The organism is Streptomyces sp. NPDC058198 (assembly GCF_042882605.1).
In the GTDB taxonomy this organism is placed as follows: Bacteria; Actinomycetota; Actinomycetes; order Streptomycetales; family Streptomycetaceae; genus Streptomyces.
On sequence record NZ_JBHVVP010000016.1, the window covers coordinates 13,808 to 30,031 of the forward strand.

Genomic DNA, 16,224 nt, shown 5'->3' on the forward strand with positions numbered 1-16,224 from the left:
GTCACGTCCCCGGGGAGGGAGCAAGGCCGCCGAAGCCGGGCGTGGGATCGCCGTGGCCGTAACAGACCGTGGACGGGGCGGGGTCGAGCGCGACGAGCCGGTGCATCGACTCCTGGGCGCGCTCCCGGTCCACATGGAAGACGCCCAGCGTGATCTCGCCCACCGCGGCGAGGGTGTCACCCACGAACAGCACGCCGTGGCGCGGCAGATGGACGGCGATCGAGCCGTCGGTGTGCCCGGGGGTGTGCAGCACCCGGGCGCCGTCGCCGAAAGGCAGCTCGTCGCCTTCGTCCAGCTCCCGGTCGACCCGGGTGGGCGGCGCCTCCGGCACCGTCAGCCCGTGCTCGTACAGCGGGATCTCCCAGTCCAGCAGCACCGGTTGGGGCACCGGCCGTTCACCGCGTACGACGGGGGCGTCCAGCCGGTGCGCGAGCACCTCGGCGCCGTACCGCGCCGCCAGCTCCCCGGCGGCGCCCACATGGTCGCGGTGGCAGTGGGTGAGGACGATCCTGCGGAGCGCGCCGGGGCTCAGCCCGAGACTCCTGATCGCCCGCTCGATCTCGGGCGCGGCGTCCCGGTGGCCGGCGTCGACGAGGGTGAGTTCCCCGCCGTCGCGCCACAGATAGGCCTGGCCGATCGGGAAGCGGAGCATGTGCAGGCGGGGACGGATGTCCACGAGCTCCATGAGGTGGTCCATACGGTGAACGTACGCAGCCGGGCCCGTCCGCCGTACGGTTCTACGCTTTCGGCGATCTCCGCTGTCCGCTGAATCCGCTCCGCTCAGCTCGGTCGGCTCGGCCCCGCGCTCAACTCTGCTTGGACTGGGCGTAGTTGACCAGGAAGTGCGCCTCGGCGACCGAGAGGCGCTCCAGCTCCTCCGGCGAGACGCTCTCGTTCACCGCGTGGATCCGCGCCTCCGGCTCGCTCAGCCCGATCAGCAGGATCTCCGCCTGCGGATACAGCGCGGCCAGGGTGTTGCAGAGCGGAATGGAGCCGCCCTGGCCGGCGGTCTGCATCTCCTGGCCCGGGTACGCGACGCGCATCGCGTCGGCCATCGCGGAGTACGCCGGGCTGGCGGTGTCCGCACGGAACGGCTGGCCCTGGCCGACGTGTTCCACCGCGACCCGCGCGCCCCACGGAGTGTGCTTCTCGATGTGCGCGGTCAGCAGCTCGGTCGCCTCGGTGGCGTCCTGGCCCGGCTGCACCCGCAGACTGACCAGCGCCCGCGCGCCCGCCTGGACGGACGGGGTCGCGCCCACCACCGGCGGGCAGTCGATGCCCAGTACGGTGACGGCGGGGCGGGCCCAGATCCGGTCGGCGACCGAGCCGTGGCCGATCAGTTCGACGCCGTCGAGCACCTTGGCGTCCGCGCGGAAGTCGGCCTCCGCGTAGTCGAGTCCGTCCCAGCCGGCGTCGGCGGCCAGACCGTCCACGGTGGTGGAACCGTCCTCGGCGCGCAGCGAGTCGAGGACCTTGATGAGGGCGGCGAGCGCGTCCGGCGCGGCCCCGCCGAACTGGCCCGAGTGCAGATTGCCCTCAAGTGTGTCGATCCGGACACGCAGCAGCGTCATGCCGCGCAGCGTGGCCGTGACCGTCGGCAGCCCCACCCGGAAGTTCCCGCAGTCGCCGATGACGACGGTGTCGGCGGCCAGCAGCTCCGGGTGCGCCTCGGCGTAGCGTTCGAGGCCGCCGGTGCCCTGCTCCTCCGAACCCTCCACGATGACCTTGACGTTCACCGGCACACCGCCGTTGGCCTTCAGGGCGCGCAGAGCGAGCAGATGCATCAGGAAGCCGCCCTTGCAGTCGGCCGCCCCGCGTCCGTACCAGCGGCCCTCGCGCTCGGTCAGCTCGAACGGCGGTGTCAGCCAGGCGGCCTCGTCCAGCGGCGGCTGGACGTCGTAGTGGGCGTAGAGCAGCACCGTCGGCGCGTCCTCGGGCCCTGCCAGCAGACCGTAGACGGACTGGGTGCCGTCCGGGGTGTCGAGCACCGCGACATCCTGGAACCCCTCGGAACGCAGCGCCTCCGCCACCCAGGAAGCGGCGGCCTCGCACTCGCTCCTGGGGAACACCGCGGGATCCGCCACCGAACGGAAGGCCACCAGCTCCGTGAGTTCCGCACGCGCGCGGGGCATCAGGGACGCTACGGTTTCGGCGATCGGATTCACGGTCATGGGCACGCTCCTCGTGGGTACGACGTTGTTCAGCCGGGTGTACATCGAAGGCATGGGCGATCCTCCCACAGCAGGCTCGTCGCGCCCGCGCCGTAGGATGCCGTTCGACAGCAGGGGCCACCGGTCGGATCAGGAGCAGAAGCACATCGTGAGCAGCGAGAACGCAGACGCCGGAAGCGAGCACGACGAGCCGGTGTGGGATGTCGTCGTGGTCGGCGCAGGACCGGCGGGAGCCTCCGCGGCATACGCGGCGGCGGTGGCGGGCCGTCAGGTGCTGCTGTTGGAGAAAGCCGAGTTGCCCCGCTACAAGACCTGCGGGGGCGGGATCATCGGGCCCTCGCGCGACTCGTTGCCCCCGGGCTTCGAGCTTCCGATCAAGGACCGTGTGCACGCGGTGACCTTCTCGCTGAACGGGAAGCTCGCCCGCACGCGCCGCTCCAAGCGCATGCTCTTCGGGCTCATCAACCGCCCGGAGTTCGACGCGAGTCTGGTGGAACACGCGCAGAAGGCCGGCGCCGTGCTCCGTACCGGTGTGACAGTCTCGCGGGTCGAGCAGCACGGCCCCGCCGTGCCCGACCGCCGTACGGTCGCCGTCGTCCTCTCGGACGGTGAGACGGTGCTGGCGCGCGCCGTGGTCGGTGCGGACGGCAGCGCCAGCCGGATAGGCGCTCATGTCGGCGTGAAGATGGACCAGGTGGACCTGGGCCTTGAAGCGGAGATCCCGGTGCCGGAAACGGTCGCCGAGGACTGGGCGGGCCGGGTGCTCATCGACTGGGGCCCGCTGCCCGGCAGTTACGGCTGGGTCTTCCCCAAGGGGGACACGCTCACCGTCGGGGTGATCTCGGCTCGTGGCGAGGGCGCGGCGACCAAGCGCTATCTGGAGGACTTCATCGCCCGGCTCGGGCTCGCCGGGTTCGAACCGTCGGTCTCTTCCGGCCATCTGACGCGGTGTCGCAGCGACGACTCGCCGCTGTCGCGCGGCCGGGTGCTGGTGTGCGGGGACGCGGCGGGGCTGCTGGAGCCGTGGACCAGGGAAGGGATTTCCTTCGCCCTGCGGTCCGGGCGGCTCGCGGGGGAGTGGGCGGTACGGATCTCGGAGTCGCACGACGCGGTGGACGCCCGCCGCCAGGCGCTGAACTACGCGTTCGCCATCAAGGCCGGCCTCGGTGTGGAGATGGGCGTCGGGCGCAGGATGCTCAACGTCTTCGAGCGGCGGCCGGGACTGCTGCACGCGGCGATCACCGGCCTTAGGCCGGCCTGGAACGCGTTCGCGGACATCACCCGTGGCTCGACCACACTGGCCGCTCTCGTACGGACGCATCCGCTGGCCCGGCGCGGACTGGACGTGCTGGACCGAAGGCAGCCGGCCACGCCCGCGGCCGGAGTGCAGGAGGCCGGTGCGCAGGAGGCCGGCGTACAGGAGGCCGGCGCTCCGGAGTGAGCTGAGCCGTCGTGGGTGGCTCCTTGGTGGGCGCGCGTTCGCGGTGGTGAGCGGCGCCCACCGGGATCAGGACGTCGTCGTGATCCGGAAGACCGGGTGGTCGGGGGCCGCCGCGAGGATCTCCGCGTCGGTGGACTTCGCGGTGACCCCCTGGAAGTACTGGTTGACCTCCCAGCCCCAGCGCTTCAGATAGGTGCGCAGGATCGTCAGCTTCTCGCTGTCGGGGACCTCGGTCGCGGTGAAGGTCCGCACTTTGCGGCCGACCCGGAGCTCTCCGCCGCCCGCGGCTTGCATGTTGCGCACCCACTGGGAGTGGCCCCGGGCCGAGACCAGGTACTGATTGCCGTCGTGGGTGTGCGGGTTGACGGGGATGCGCTGCATCTGGCCGCTCTTGCGGCCGCGTACGGAGAGCTCGGCCGTGCCGAGCAGGCTGAAGCCGTGCCGGGCGAGCCGGCCGATCGCGTTGTTCATCCGGACGGTGAACGTGTCGGGCTTGAGGTAGTACGGCTGCGACATGATGGCTCCCCAGGGAGATTCAGAGAGCGGTGCTCTCGTTCAAGAGCAGTGTGCGCCAGAATGGTGCTCCAAAGCAAGAGCACTGCTCTCTATTGTGGTCAGTGCTCCGAAACATGCCACACTGCTCTCCATGACGACCATCCGTGGAGCCAGGGAACGGGCCCGCGCCGAAGTCACGGCGGCCATCAAGGACGAGGCACGCAAGCAGCTCGCCGCCGAGGGCGCGGCGAAGCTCTCGCTACGGGCCGTCGCCCGTGAGCTGGGCATGGTGTCGTCCGCGCTCTACCGCTACTTCCCCAGCCGCGACGACCTGCTGACCGCTCTCATCATCGACGCCTACGACGCGGTCGGCTCGGCCGCCGAACAGGCGCTCGCCGCCGCCGGCCCCGCCGACCACCCTGCCCGCTGGACCGCCATCTGCACGGCGGTCCGTGCCTGGGCCCTCGCCCACCCCCATGAGTACGCGCTGATCTACGGCTCCCCCGTGCCCGGCTATACGGCGCCTCAGCTGACCGTCGAACCCGCGTCCCGGGTCGCCCTCGCCCTGATCTCCGTCGCCCGCGACGCCCACCGCACGGACGGGATCGCCCTCCCGCCGCTCTCCGACGAGCTGCGCCCCGAGGCCCAGCGGCTGGCCGCCCGGTTCGCCCCCGGAGTGCCGCCCGAGGTGGTGGCCGGCCTGGTCGCGGCCTGGGCCCAGCTCTTCGGCCTGCTCTCGTTCGAGATCTTCGGCCAGTTCAACGGCGTGGTGTCAGCCCGGGACGAGCTGTTCGTCCAGGCCGTACGGCGCCTCGCGGACGACATCGGCCTGCTGGGCGGCCGCCGGGCCTGAGGCCGGCGCGCCCGCCGCCCACCCCGTCTCCGGTCACGGGTACTCCCCGGGGAGTACGCAGGACCGCCACGCCCGGTGGACGCCCTGAGCGGCCTGCGCGTCTAGCGTGACCGGTATGGAAGAGCAGCAGCCCCGCCGGGGCCCGGGCGGCGGTCATCCCTGCCGTCACGGCGGGCCTCCCCGGGCACAGGGCGGACCACCGTTCCTGCGGCGTCCCTGGGTGGCCGGGCGGCCGGGCGGCAGGCTGCCCTGGCCGTCCACGCTGCTTCTGGCCGCCTTCGTCCTGCTGGGGACCGCCTTCGCCGCGGGGAAGCAGGTCGACCGGGTTCCCCTTGATGTCCTCGCCCGGCTGCTGCTGCTCGCGGGCCCCGCCCTGCTGCTGTTCCGGCGCAGGTATCCCGTCGTCTGCGTCTTCGGCGTCGCGGCGCTCACGCTCGTGTACTTCGCCGCGGGATATCCGTACGGCCCGGTCTTCGTCACCGTCGCGGTCGCCTGCTTCGCCGCGATCGTCGCGGGGCACCGGCGGGCGGCCTGGTGGGCCGTCGGCCTGCTCTGGGCGGGCCATCTCCTGATCACGCACTGGCTCTACCGATGGCTGCCGCCCCCGGACGATCACGCCGCCCCCTGGGGGCAGGAACTGGTCGTCGCCGCCTTCGTGGTCGCCCTCTGCGCCGCCGCCGAACTCGTCCGTATACGCAGGGAACAGTGGGCACGGGAAGGCGCCGAACGCGCGGCCGCCGAGCGACGCAGGACGGACGAGGAACGGCTGCGCATCGCCCGCGAACTGCACGACGTACTCGCCCACTCGATCTCGGTCATCAACGTCCAGGCGGGCGTCGGGCTCGCCCTCCTCGACTCCGACCCCGAACAGGCCCGCACGGCGCTCACCACCATCAAGGCGGCGAGCAAGGAGGCCCTCGGCGAGGTACGGCAGGTCCTCGACACCCTCAGGACCCCCGGCGACGCCCCGCGTGCCCCCGCCCCCGGCCTCGACCGGCTGCCCGAACTGGTCGAACAGGCCGCGGGCGCCGGCCTGACGGTCGAGGTCCTGCGGCACGGAAAGCAGGTCGCGCTGGCGCCCGGCACCGATCTGGCCGCCTTCCGGATCATTCAGGAGGCGCTGACCAATGTGGTGCGGCACTCCGGCTCCCGCACGGCGCGGGTCGGGCTCGGCTACGCGTCCGGGGTGCTCCACCTCCGTATCGACGACGAGGGCCCGGCCACCGGCGGGGACGCGGGCGGCGGCGGCAACGGTCTCGTCGGGATGCGGGAACGGGCGGCCGCGCTCGGTGGCACGATCGAGGCCGGCCCACGACCCGACGGCGGTTACCGCGTCCGGGCCACGCTGCCCCTGAAGCCCAAGGAGACACCGTGATCCGCGTCCTGCTCGCCGACGACCAGTCACTGGTACGGGCGGGGTTCCGCGCGCTGCTCGACGCCCAGCCGGACATCGAGGTCGCGGGCGAGGCCGCGGACGGTGAGGAGGCGCTGCGCCGGGTGCGCGAACTGCGCCCCGACGTGGTGCTGATGGACATCCGGATGCCGCTGCTCGACGGTCTCGTGGCCACCCGCAGGATCACCGAGGACGCGCGGCTCGACCCGGTGAAGGTGGTCATGCTCACCACCTTCGAGCTGGACGAGTACGTCTTCGAGGCGATCCGCTCCGGTGCCTCCGGCTTCCTGGTGAAGGACACCGAGCCCGAGGAACTGCTGCGCGCGGTACGGGCGGTGGTGGACGGCGACGCGCTGCTGTCACCCGGCGTGACCCGCCGGCTCATCGCGGAGTTCGCGTCCCGCTCCAAGGCGCCGGCCGACGCGGCGCGGCTCGGCGAACTCACCGGGCGGGAGCGCGAGGTGATGGCCCTGGTCGGTATCGGTCTCTCCAACGAGGAGATCGCCCGACGGCTGATCGTCAGCCCGCTCACGGCCAAGACGCATGTCAGCCGCACGATGGTGAAGCTCGGCGCCCGCGACCGGGCCCAACTGGTCGTCCTGGCCTATGAGTCGGGGCTCGTACGGCCGGGCTGGCTCGGCTGAACCGGCCGCCGCGGGCAACGCCGCAGGGCCCGCACGGCGCGTCAGGCTTCCCGGGGGCCGGCGGTCCGCGGCCGGTCGCGCAGCAGCCGTACGAAGCCGCCCAGGGCCGCCGACTGGAGCAGCACGGAGAGCACCAGCGCGGGGTACAGGAATCCGGCGGACTCGGCGACCGCGTCGCCGAGCAGTCCGCCGCCCATGAAGAACGCGAAGATGGCCGGCGCGGCGAGGAAGAACAGCCACACCCCGGCGAACGAGGCGTCCTCGTGGTGCACGAAGAGCGTGTCGGCCGCGACGAACACGGTCACCGCGGCGACCAGGCCGAGATAGATCTGCGAAGCGCGATTGCCGAAGGTCAGCCGTGCGAGTGCGGTCAGCCGTACTGCGTTCATGACGTTCTCCCCTGAGATGGCGTCCTTCCAGGGTCGGACCGGCCGAACGGATGTGCCTGAGTACGCCTACTCATCCGCCGGCTGCGCCGGCACGTTCCGCGCTGAGTACCCGATGAGCGCGGCCGCCGCCGCCAGCAGGGCCACCGTGGTCAGCGCGAGGGGCAGTGAGAACCAGTCGGCGAGGAATCCGATCGCGGGCGGCCCCAGCAGCATGCCGCCGTACCCCAGTGTGGACGCGGCCGCGACCCCGCCGGACCCCGCCAGCGCGCCCGCCCGGCCGACGGCCACGGGGAAGATGTTGGCGAGTCCGACCCCGGCCACGGCGAAGCCCAGCAGCGCGAGCCAGGCGGTCGGCGCGAGGGCGCCCACCAGCATGCCGAGCGCGGCCGTGGCGCCGCCCGCGACCAGCGCGCGGGTCTGGCCGACCCGCTCCATCAGGGCCGTACCCGACAGCCTGCCCGCCGTCATGGCGAGGGCGAAGAGCGAGTAACCCGCGGCCGCGACCCCGGGGCTGGCGTCGAGGTCCTGGGTGAGATGCAGCGCGCTCCAGTCGGCCATCGCCCCCTCGCCGTACGCCGTGCACAGGGCGATCACACCGAAGAGGATGACCGGCCGGCGGGTGCGTCCGTCGAGCTGTCGTGGCTCCGGGGCCTTCTCGGCCTTCGCGTCCGGCGCCCGTTCCGGTACGGGCGCGGGGTGCCGCAGCAGCGCGGGACCGGTCACGGCCGTGACCAGCAGACCGACGCCGGTCAGGAGGGACAGATGAACGGTGGGGGAGAGGCCGCCCGCGACCAGTCCCCCGAGGCCCGCCCCGACCATGCCGCCGAGGCTGAACGCGGCGTGGAAGCTGGAGATCACCGGGCGCCGTAGGGCCGCGACCAGATCGACGGCCGCGCTGTTCATCGCGACGTTGAGCGCGCCGTAGGCGGCGCCGAAGACCAGCAGCACCAGGCCGAGCGTCAGGGCCGAGTGCGCCTGTGGCGGCAGCACGATGCTCAGCGAGAGCAGCACCGCGCTCACCACCGTCACCGGATGACTGCCGAAGCGGCGGCACAGCCGGCCGGTGAACACCATCGTCACCACGGCGCCCGCGGACACCCCGAGCAGGGCGAGCCCGAGGTCACTCGCCGAGGATCCGGTCTGCTGCTTGATGGCCGGGATACGGACCACCCAGCCGGCGAACATGAAGCCGTCGAGGGCGAAGAACACGGTCAGCGCGATACGGAGTCGGGACAGGGAGGATCGGGCGCCGGGGTCTCCGTCGCGGCCCCCCGGGGCGGCGGTCCTTATTTTGTTTAGGTGCGGCACAAAGTGAGCATAGGGGCCGTGGCCCCATCGGTACAAGGCGTCCGCAGCGCCTTCGGATCATGGGAGACTCGCCTCCATGGACGGCAAGGGGACCACCACCCGGACGAGGCTGGAGCGAGGCCGCGGTGCGCTCGGCCCGGCACTGGAACTGGTTCACACGGGCCGTGCGCCCACCCGCGCCGTGCTCACGGCGGAGCTCGGCGTCACCCGCGCCACGGCCGGCGCCGTCGCCGCGGAGCTGGAGGCTCTCGGGCTGATCCGGATCGACTCCCGGCCCGGCGCCGCGGCGGGCTCCCAGGGCCGGCCCTCGCACCGGCTCTCCGTCGACGACAAGGGCCCCGTCGCGCTGGCCGCGCAGATCCACGCGGACGGCTTCCGGGCCGCACTGGTCGGGCTCGGCGGCCGGATCGTCGCCACCGCGCCCGTCCGCGCCACGGTCACGGCCGACCCGGCGCAGGTGCTCGGCGAGGTCGTCGAGGCGGGGGCCGGACTGCTGCGCGCCAGCGGCCGGCGCTGTGTGGGCGCGGGCCTCGCCGTGCCCTCGGCGGTCGCCGAGCCGGACGGCACCGCCCTCAACCCGCTGCACATCGCCTGGCCGGCCGGCGCCCCCGTCCGGCAGATCTTCGCCGACCGGGTACGCGCCGCGGGCATCGAGGGGCCCGCGTTCACCGGCAACGACGTCAACCTCGCCGCGCTCGCCGAGCACCGGCACGGCGCGGGACGCGGCGCCCGGCATCTGCTCTGCGTCGCCACCGGCCACCGCGGGGTGGGGGGCGCGCTCGTCCTCGACGGCCGTCTGCACACCGGCAGTTCGGGCCTCGCCCTGGAGGTCGGCCATCTCACGGTCAACCCCGAAGGGCGGCCCTGCTACTGCGGCAGCAAGGGCTGTCTCGACGTCGAGGCCGACCCGCTCGCCTTCCTCACGACGGCGGGCCGCACCCCGGGCCCCGAGGTCTCGCTGCTCCAGCAGTCGCGCGATCTGCTCCGTACGGAATACGCCGACCCCGCCGTACGCGGAGCCACCGAGGAGCTGATCGACCGGCTGGGTCTGGGGCTCGCCGGGCTGGTCAACATCCTCAACCCCGACCGGATCATCCTCGGCGGACTCCACCGTGAGCTGCTCGACGCCGATCCGGAACGGCTGCGCGCCGTCGTCGCCGACCGCAGCCTGTGGGGCCGCAGCGGCGGGGTGCCCATCCTGCCCTGCACGCTCGACCACAACAGCCTGGTGGGGGCGGCCGAAGTGGCGTGGCAGCCGGTGCTCGACGACCCGCTCGGCGCGCTCACCCGCTGACCCCCGGGGATCCGGCTCTGCGTCGGCCGCCGCTCCGCTGTGTGCCCTCTCCGTCGCATGAAACGGTCGTAGACCATTCGGGTGGCTCCACAGGTGCCGGGACGCCGCGCTCGCACGCGTGGCGTCGGGCATCGCCCGGTCAGCTGATCACGGCCGACCGGGCCGCGGCGTGACCGTGTTCCCGGGCGATGGCGCCGTACTCGGTCCCGGGGAAGGGGCCGTTGGTCGTCGCCCCGTAGACCGTGCGGAGCGGCAGGGCCAGGGCGGTCTGCGGAGTGGGGAGCGTGAACCAGATGCTCTTCCCCGTGTCGCCCTGGGGACGTATGCCCCAGCTCTCGCTGACCGCCGCGATCAGGGCGAGACCGCGGCCGCAGGTGTCGAAGGGATGGGCGGCGGTGACCGTCGGCAGCCGCGGGTCGTGGTCACTGACCGAGACCGTGAGCCGTTCGAGCAGCAGCTCGACGTCGACGGTGCAGATCTTGTCCGGCTCCGCGTGCCGGTGAACGTTGGTCAGCAGCTCGGTGACTCCGAGTGCCGCGTGGTCGATCAAAGGGTCGAGATGCCAGTAGCGCAATTGGGCGGAGATGATTCTGCGGACCTGACCGATCCGCGACGGCAGGGCCTGGAGCTCCACCGTGCAGTGCCTGCTGGGCTGACTGATCACGGCTGCGACTCCCCGAATGAGGTCCGGAAGAAGACGAAGGAACGGATCCAGCACATGACTCGCTGCTGTTCCTGGCCGGCGGGGCTGGATCGCAGCGTCACCACCGGTTTACCCTGAGTGAGGTGAGACCCAGAGTGAACCAGCGGACCCGGCTCCGCAACTCGCGGCAGCACGGCGGCTCGCGGCAGGCCGTCGCCGCGCCCTGGCGGGGGCCGGGGCCCTGTCCCGTGGCGGTCAGTCTTCGTTTGTCCGGCGCGCCCTGCTCACGGCCTCCAGGAAGCGCGCCGCCAGCGCCGCCGCGTCGGGTCTCGCGCCGCGCTGGCCCATGGTCAGCCGGTAGCGCGTCCCGTTGACGGTGGCGACCGTGCTGCCGCGCCCCGCGAACCAGGGCTTCGCCGCTCGTACGGCCCGCAGCGGGGCGCTGTCGATCACCCGGCCGTAGCTGGTAAGCAGCGCCAGTCTGCCGTCCTGGATCAGGACCTGGCCGGCCCGGGTGAGGGACCGGGGCCACCGTTCGATGCGTACTCCGCGCGCGCTGAACTCCGGCTCCGACATGGCTCTTCAGCCCCCTCCGTGCCCGTTCCCCTGAGGAAAGTCTGCACAACTGCGCGGGCGGGCACCAGAGTGCGGTTTCCGAGGCGTCCGATAGCCAGTGCTATGGATCCCCCAAGGCAACGTTTCCGCAGGTGGTGGGAATAGTGTGGAGCGTGGGAGGCCGGTGTCGGCGGGGCGAGGAACGGGAGCGCGCATGACGCGACGAGACAGATCCGGAACGGACGGGACGACGGTGCCCGCGGGCGGGGCCGAGGTGACCGTCGACGTGGACCGCAGCGATCCCGAGTACCGCGCGTGGCTCAAGGAAGCCGTACGCAAGGTGCAGGCGGACGCCAATCGCTCGGCGGACACCCATCTGCTGCTCTTCCCGCTGCCCGAGCAGTGGGGCATCGACCTGTATCTCAAGGACGAGTCGACCCACCCGACCGGCAGTCTCAAGCACCGGCTGGCCCGCTCGCTGTTCCTCTACGGTCTCTGCAACGGCTGGATCCGGCCCGGCAAACCGGTGATCGAGGCGTCCAGCGGATCGACCGCTGTCTCCGAGGCGTACTTCGCGAAGCTGATCGGCGTGCCGTTCATCGCGGTCATGCCGCGCACCACCAGTGCCGAGAAGTGCCGGCTGATCGAATTCCACGGCGGGCGCTGCCACTTCGTGAACGACGCGAGGAAGCTGTACGAGGAGTCGGCGAGCCTGGCCGCCAGGACCGGCGGCCACTACATGGACCAGTTCACCTACGCCGAGCGGGCCACCGACTGGCGGGGCAACAACAACATCGCCGAATCCATCTATCAGCAGCTGAAGTTGGAGCGCTATCCGGAACCCGCCTGGATCGTCGCCACGGCGGGGACGGGCGGCACGTCCGCGACCATCGCCCGCTACGTCCACTACATGCTCTACGACACCCGGATCTGCGTCCCCGACCCGGAGAACTCCTGTTTCTTCGACGGCTGGACCCGGCACGACGCGCTGGCGTGCAGCGAGCGAGGCTCCCGGATCGAGGGCATCGGCCGGCCCCGGATGGAACCGAGCTTCGTGCCCGGCGCCATCGACCGGATGATGAAGGTGCCCGACGCGGCGAGCGTCGCCGCCGTACGCGCCCTGGAACGGGCCATCGGACGCAAGGCGGGCGGCTCCACCGGCACCGGACTGTGGAGCGCGCTGAGGATCGTGGCCGAGATGGTCGCGGAGGGGCGCACCGGCAGTGTGGTCACCCTGCTCTGCGACCCGGGCGACCGCTATCTCGACAAGTACTACTCGGACACCTGGCTCGCCGAACAGGGCCTGGACATCGCCCCGTACACGGTCGCGCTCGACCACTTCCTGGCGAACGGCGTCTGGCCGGACTGAGCCGACGCCCGCCGTACGGTGCAGGTCCGGAGGGCGCCCGCCGCTTCAGCCGGCCGCCTGCAGGATGTCACCGCCGGAGAGCCGCGCCGACAGGGTCACGGCACCCTCCCTGGGCGCCGGTACCGCCATCGTCGTCGCGGACACTCCCGCCCGCACACTGCCGCCGGCGGTCATCCGTGTGACATCGCGGTCCCCGGCGGCCAGCAGGAACCACTTCCCCGACGGCGACTTCCAGCGGGTTCCCGCCAGGATGTGCGGGCCGAACCTGCCGCAGGACGCGGTGTCACCGGCCTCGGCCACCACCGTGCCTTGCGCGGCGGGGGAGTTGGCCGGCTGCTGGAACTGCACCAGGATCCGGCCGGGACCGCGCCAGGTGTCGGCCCGGGTACAGACCCAGGTGGACCGTCCGCCGCTGTCCGGCAGCCGCTGCTCCGCGAACGCCCAGTTGTTGACGGCCCGGACACCGGAACCCCGCAGGGTCCGCAGCGAGCACGCGGTGCGCGCCCAGCTCAACAGGGCCGGTCCGCCGACCGCCTCACCAGGCTGGTGCGCGGGCGTCCCGGGGCCGGCCGGCGCGGCGTACGTGAGATGGGCCGGCGCGAGATCACCGAGATCCGCGACGAGGAACGAGTGCCGCTCCACGATCTTCTCCGACGAGCGCAGCTGCATCACCGGCCAGGCCGTGCAGCCGTCGCCGGGAGCGGGACCTTCCACCGGGTCCGTGACGCCCTCCTCGGAGAAGTCGAGGCCCTGGGCGGGGGCACGGGGAGCCAGCAGGTCCCGGGTGGCCGACGCGGCGATCCACGGGGCGAGCAGATACCGGGCCCGCCCGCGGCTACGGCTCACCACGACCGCGGCGGCCGTCGTCACCTCGGCCCCGTCCGTACGGGCGAAGTCCAGGGCCGGCGCGCCGTCACCCGACTCCGGCTCGGCGTAGCGCACGACCCGCTGTCCGTCGTGGAGCAGCACCACCGCGGTCCCGTCGACCTCGCCCGCGTACAGCAGCCGCGGGGGCTGCGCGGGCGGCACCTCGCTCGTACCGGCCGACGCGGAGACCTGTACGGCGCGGCCGGGGCTGCCCCAGACGCGCAGCGCGCGCCGCAGCAGGGCGGTGTCGTCGATACGGTCGCCCCGGGCCGGCCAGACGGAGAAGTCGATCCGGGAGGCGTTGGCCCACTCGTCCCGTGACGCGCGTTCCAGCAGCGCCGGATCGAGGGCCCGGGAGAGCGCCGTACCACCGGCCGGGCCCGCGTCGGCCACGTCGGCTCCGGCGGGCCGCCGCGCGGTGCTGTGATCCGGCAGGGCCACCGCCGCGACCAACCCGGCCAGTGTGATCGCGACGGCCGCGCCGGTGATCCTGGCCCGCTGCCTGCGCCGCAGCAGATCGGTCGGCCGGGTCTGCACGGTGCACGGGTCGAACTCCGCCGTGCCGAGCAGCTTTCTGGCCTGGCCGCCCCGTTCGGAGGCGAGCTGTCCGGCGGTACGCAGCGCGGCGGCCACATCGCTGACACCGGCCTCGTCCAGCAGACCCCACACGATGTAGTCGGGCAGACCTTCCAGGAGGCGCAGCGCGAGTGCGGCGCGCACGGGCGCGGCGACCGAGGAAAGGGCCTGGTCCAGGGCGAGTTCCTCGCTGCCGCCGGCCCGCGGGAAGAGCCGCAGCCCCACGACGAGGGGCAGCGTGGGCCGCAGCGCGCCGACTCGCGCGCGCCACCGGCGGGACGGCTGCTCGTACGCGAGCGCGGCACGGAGCACCTGCCCACGGACCCACGCGTAGGCGGATCCTGTCGCGCCACGCTGTCCCGGCACCCGCGAGAGCTGGTCGCCCTTGCGGGGGCCCGGCAGGACCCGCTGGACGATGGCGTGGGCGGTGAGGACGCGCCGGTGGCGGCCCAGCGAGGGAGGGAGGGTGAGGTAGGCCAGTCGCACCAGACGCGGATAGTGCTCCACGAGACTGGCCTCGGCCTGGTCGATGCCGGGACGCTCGCCGGCTGAGGCATGGTGGTTCGGCTGTCGGTGTGTCGGCATCGGGACCGTGCCCTTCCGCATGTGCTGATGCGCTGTCACTCGGCGTCACTCGCCAGGTGAAACGAGCCCATGATGCGGAGGTCACACCAGAAGCGTGTTCGGGACCGGTGACCCCGGGCGGCACACGCCTCGCCCCCGTCACGGCAGTTGACGCCGCCACGCCGGATACCACCTAGGCGCGCAGGAGGCGGTCGACGGCGCGTCCGAACACCAGCTGTCCGCCGCGCGCGGTCAGCGGGTCGAGCAGCCGCGGCAGCCGGCCGAACCGCAGGTCCTCCTCCCAGCGCACCCGGGTGACGCCGTCCTCGTCCCGTACGTGGATCTCGGCCCAGCCCGTGACGGCCCGGCCGCGCTTCTCCAGGCGGCAGTGGCCGGGGACGCCCGGCGCGGGCGGCTGCCAGCGGACGACCTCCATGGGGTCACTGAACCCGGCGGGGCCGAGCGCGCTGCGGGCGACGAAGACCGTGCCGACGCCGGTGGGCCCCGGTGTCAGGACGGAGATCCTCGTCAGCGGCACCCGCTCCGCGTGCGCCGGCCAGTCGGTGAGCCGCCGCCAGGCCTCCTCGGCGGACAGCGGCGTGCTGCGGGCGATACGGAAGACGGTCACCCGGCGATCGTAAGCCGGGCGGTCCCGAGCCGCCCGAGGGGCGGTTCAGCCTTCCCGCGGAGCGGACCTGTCCTCGGACCCGCCGGCCACCACCAGGCCCGGCAGCCGCTCGGCGATCTCCTCGCGGGCCTCCGCCGACAGCCCCGAGTCCGTCACCAGGGTGTCGACCTGCTCCAGCGTCGCGAAGGAACTCAGGCCCACCGTGCCCCACTTGGTGTGGTCGGCGACGACCACCACCCGGCGCGCGGACTCCACGAACCGCCGGTTGGTCTCCGCCTCCCCGAGATTCGGCGTGGACAGACCGGCCTCGACGGAGATGCCGTGCACCCCGAGGAAGAGCACATCGAAGTGGAGCGAGCGGATCGCCTGGTCGGCCACCGGACCGACCAGCGAGTCCGACGGCGTACGCACCCCGCCGGTGAGCACCACCATGGCCGCCCCGGGCCGCTGACCGCCCCCCGCCCCGGCCGGCCGCGCCGCGTGGAACACGTCGGCGACCCGCATCGAGTTGGTCACCACCGTCAGATCCGGTACGTCCAGCAGATGGTGCGCCAGGGCGTAGGTCGTGGTCCCGCCGGACAGCGCGATGGCGCTGCCGGGCACGGCCATGGCCGCCGCCGCCCGCGCGATGTCCTCCTTGGCGGTCGGCTCCAGCGCCGACTTCGCCTCGAAGCCCGGCTCGTGCGTGCTCGCCTCGACCACCGGCACCGCGCCGCCGTGCACCTTCTCGATGACGCCCTGCCGGGCCAGCGCGTCCAGGTCCCGGCGCACCGTCATGTCGGACACATTGAGCTTGCGCGTCAGCTCGTTGACGCGGACTCCGCCGCGCCGTCGCACCTCGTCGAGGATCAGGGCCCGGCGCTGCTCCGCGAGGAGGTTCTGGTTGTCGCTCACCGCCGGGCCGGTCCTTCCACATCGTCGTGCACCACCGTCGTACCTGACATTCGTGGTGTCCGAACCATCAGGAGTGCCTCATCCTCCCACGCGGCTACGACACACGCTCCGGGGGTTGATGTAGGCGGAGGCCGGGGAGA

General features: G+C 72.7%; 16 protein-coding genes. 6 read left to right on the forward strand and 10 right to left on the reverse strand.

Annotated features, from left to right (window positions below; translation table 11 throughout):
- Nucleotide 1: 1 nt before the first annotated feature.
- Entirely contained in the window at nt 2–685 is a 684-nt protein-coding gene (locus tag ACFVWW_RS31410; RefSeq protein WP_386878150.1) for an MBL fold metallo-hydrolase, read from the reverse strand.
- 121 nt (nt 686–806) lie between these two features.
- Nucleotides 807–2,171, reverse strand: a complete 1,365-nt coding sequence (locus tag ACFVWW_RS31415; protein ID WP_386878010.1) for a dipeptidase — start codon at nt 2,169–2,171, stop codon at nt 807–809.
- 148 nt (nt 2,172–2,319) lie between these two features.
- Between ACFVWW_RS31415 and ACFVWW_RS31420 the strand changes: the two genes are divergently transcribed.
- The gene (locus ACFVWW_RS31420) at nt 2,320–3,612 is read left to right on the forward strand and encodes a geranylgeranyl reductase family protein (protein WP_384186060.1); all 1,293 of its coding nucleotides are present in this window, start codon (nt 2,320–2,322) and stop codon (nt 3,610–3,612) included.
- 66 nt (nt 3,613–3,678) lie between these two features.
- Here ACFVWW_RS31420 and ACFVWW_RS31425 read toward each other — a convergent pair whose 3' ends face one another.
- Nucleotides 3,679–4,128, reverse strand: a complete 450-nt coding sequence (locus ACFVWW_RS31425; RefSeq protein ID WP_386878011.1) for a nitroreductase family deazaflavin-dependent oxidoreductase — start codon at nt 4,126–4,128, stop codon at nt 3,679–3,681.
- Nucleotides 4,129–4,258: 130 nt separating this feature from the next.
- Here ACFVWW_RS31425 and ACFVWW_RS31430 point away from each other — a divergent pair, with 130 nt between their 5' ends.
- From ACFVWW_RS31430 to ACFVWW_RS31440, 3 genes are all read left to right on the forward strand, one after another.
- Nucleotides 4,259–4,960: a TetR/AcrR family transcriptional regulator gene (locus ACFVWW_RS31430; protein ID WP_386878012.1), complete on the forward strand. Its 702-nt coding sequence runs from the start codon at nt 4,259–4,261 to the stop codon at nt 4,958–4,960.
- Between the two features lie 115 nt (nt 4,961–5,075).
- Nucleotides 5,076–6,335, forward strand: coding sequence for a histidine kinase (locus ACFVWW_RS31435; protein WP_386878013.1), 1,260 nt, complete (start codon nt 5,076–5,078; stop codon nt 6,333–6,335).
- The gene (locus tag ACFVWW_RS31440; protein WP_386878014.1) at nt 6,332–6,997 is read left to right on the forward strand and encodes a response regulator; all 666 of its coding nucleotides are present in this window, start codon (nt 6,332–6,334) and stop codon (nt 6,995–6,997) included. Before ACFVWW_RS31435 ends, ACFVWW_RS31440 begins: the two co-directional genes overlap by 4 nt.
- Nucleotides 6,998–7,038: 41 nt before the next feature.
- Here ACFVWW_RS31440 and ACFVWW_RS31445 read toward each other — a convergent pair whose 3' ends face one another.
- A complete protein-coding gene (locus ACFVWW_RS31445; RefSeq protein ID WP_384186074.1) occupies nt 7,039–7,386 on the reverse strand; it encodes an SCO4225 family membrane protein in 348 nt (115 codons plus the stop codon).
- 66 nt (nt 7,387–7,452) lie between these two features.
- Nucleotides 7,453–8,694 carry an MFS transporter gene (locus ACFVWW_RS31450; protein WP_386878015.1) on the reverse strand — a complete coding sequence of 414 codons (1,242 nt, stop codon included), beginning with the start codon at nt 8,692–8,694 and terminating at the stop codon, nt 7,453–7,455.
- 76 nt (nt 8,695–8,770) lie between these two features.
- Between ACFVWW_RS31450 and ACFVWW_RS31455 the strand changes: the two genes are divergently transcribed.
- Complete coding sequence (locus ACFVWW_RS31455) at nt 8,771–9,988, forward strand: ROK family protein (RefSeq protein WP_384186080.1); 1,218 nt, start codon at nt 8,771–8,773, stop codon at nt 9,986–9,988.
- Nucleotides 9,989–10,127: 139 nt separating this feature from the next.
- Here ACFVWW_RS31455 and ACFVWW_RS31460 read toward each other — a convergent pair whose 3' ends face one another.
- Both ACFVWW_RS31460 and ACFVWW_RS31465 read right to left on the reverse strand, forming a co-directional pair.
- Entirely contained in the window at nt 10,128–10,652 is a 525-nt protein-coding gene (locus ACFVWW_RS31460) for an ATP-binding protein (RefSeq protein WP_384186082.1), read from the reverse strand.
- A gap of 234 nt (nt 10,653–10,886) precedes the next feature.
- Nucleotides 10,887–11,207 (reverse strand): hypothetical protein, encoded by a 321-nt coding sequence (locus ACFVWW_RS31465; RefSeq protein WP_384330447.1) that lies wholly within the window; start codon nt 11,205–11,207, stop codon nt 10,887–10,889.
- A gap of 193 nt (nt 11,208–11,400) precedes the next feature.
- Between ACFVWW_RS31465 and ACFVWW_RS31470 the strand changes: the two genes are divergently transcribed.
- Complete coding sequence (locus ACFVWW_RS31470; protein WP_386878016.1) at nt 11,401–12,555, forward strand: PLP-dependent cysteine synthase family protein; 1,155 nt, start codon at nt 11,401–11,403, stop codon at nt 12,553–12,555.
- 45 nt (nt 12,556–12,600) lie between these two features.
- On the opposite strand, the gene ACFVWW_RS31475 is transcribed toward ACFVWW_RS31470, so the two are convergent.
- The 3 genes from ACFVWW_RS31475 to ACFVWW_RS31485 form a co-directional block, all read right to left on the reverse strand.
- Nucleotides 12,601–14,583, reverse strand: a complete 1,983-nt coding sequence (locus ACFVWW_RS31475; RefSeq protein WP_386878017.1) for a hypothetical protein — start codon at nt 14,581–14,583, stop codon at nt 12,601–12,603.
- 172 nt (nt 14,584–14,755) lie between these two features.
- Complete coding sequence (locus ACFVWW_RS31480; protein ID WP_384330456.1) at nt 14,756–15,190, reverse strand: SRPBCC family protein; 435 nt, start codon at nt 15,188–15,190, stop codon at nt 14,756–14,758.
- Between the two features lie 45 nt (nt 15,191–15,235).
- Nucleotides 15,236–16,084, reverse strand: a complete 849-nt coding sequence (locus ACFVWW_RS31485) for a DeoR/GlpR family DNA-binding transcription regulator (protein ID WP_384330459.1) — start codon at nt 16,082–16,084, stop codon at nt 15,236–15,238.
- Between the last annotated feature and the right edge of the window lie 140 nt (nt 16,085–16,224).

Bases quoted from the DNA above. Each gene is read 5' to 3' on its own strand.
- ACFVWW_RS31435 (WP_386878013.1), top strand. From the start codon at position 5,076: ATGGAAGAGCAGCAGCCCCGCCGGGGCCCGGGCGGCGGTCATCCCTGC.
- ACFVWW_RS31475 (WP_386878017.1), bottom strand. From the start codon at position 14,583: ATGCCGACACACCGACAGCCGAACCACCATGCCTCAGCCGGCGAGCGT.
- ACFVWW_RS31410 (WP_386878150.1), bottom strand. From the start codon at position 685: ATGGAGCTCGTGGACATCCGTCCCCGCCTGCACATGCTCCGCTTCCCG.
- ACFVWW_RS31445 (WP_384186074.1), bottom strand. From the start codon at position 7,386: ATGAACGCAGTACGGCTGACCGCACTCGCACGGCTGACCTTCGGCAAT.
- ACFVWW_RS31415 (WP_386878010.1), bottom strand. From the start codon at position 2,171: ATGACCGTGAATCCGATCGCCGAAACCGTAGCGTCCCTGATGCCCCGC.
- ACFVWW_RS31465 (WP_384330447.1), bottom strand. From the start codon at position 11,207: ATGTCGGAGCCGGAGTTCAGCGCGCGCGGAGTACGCATCGAACGGTGG.
- ACFVWW_RS31425 (WP_386878011.1), bottom strand. From the start codon at position 4,128: ATGTCGCAGCCGTACTACCTCAAGCCCGACACGTTCACCGTCCGGATG.
- ACFVWW_RS31470 (WP_386878016.1), top strand. From the start codon at position 11,401: ATGACGCGACGAGACAGATCCGGAACGGACGGGACGACGGTGCCCGCG.
- ACFVWW_RS31430 (WP_386878012.1), top strand. From the start codon at position 4,259: ATGACGACCATCCGTGGAGCCAGGGAACGGGCCCGCGCCGAAGTCACG.
- ACFVWW_RS31455 (WP_384186080.1), top strand. From the start codon at position 8,771: ATGGACGGCAAGGGGACCACCACCCGGACGAGGCTGGAGCGAGGCCGC.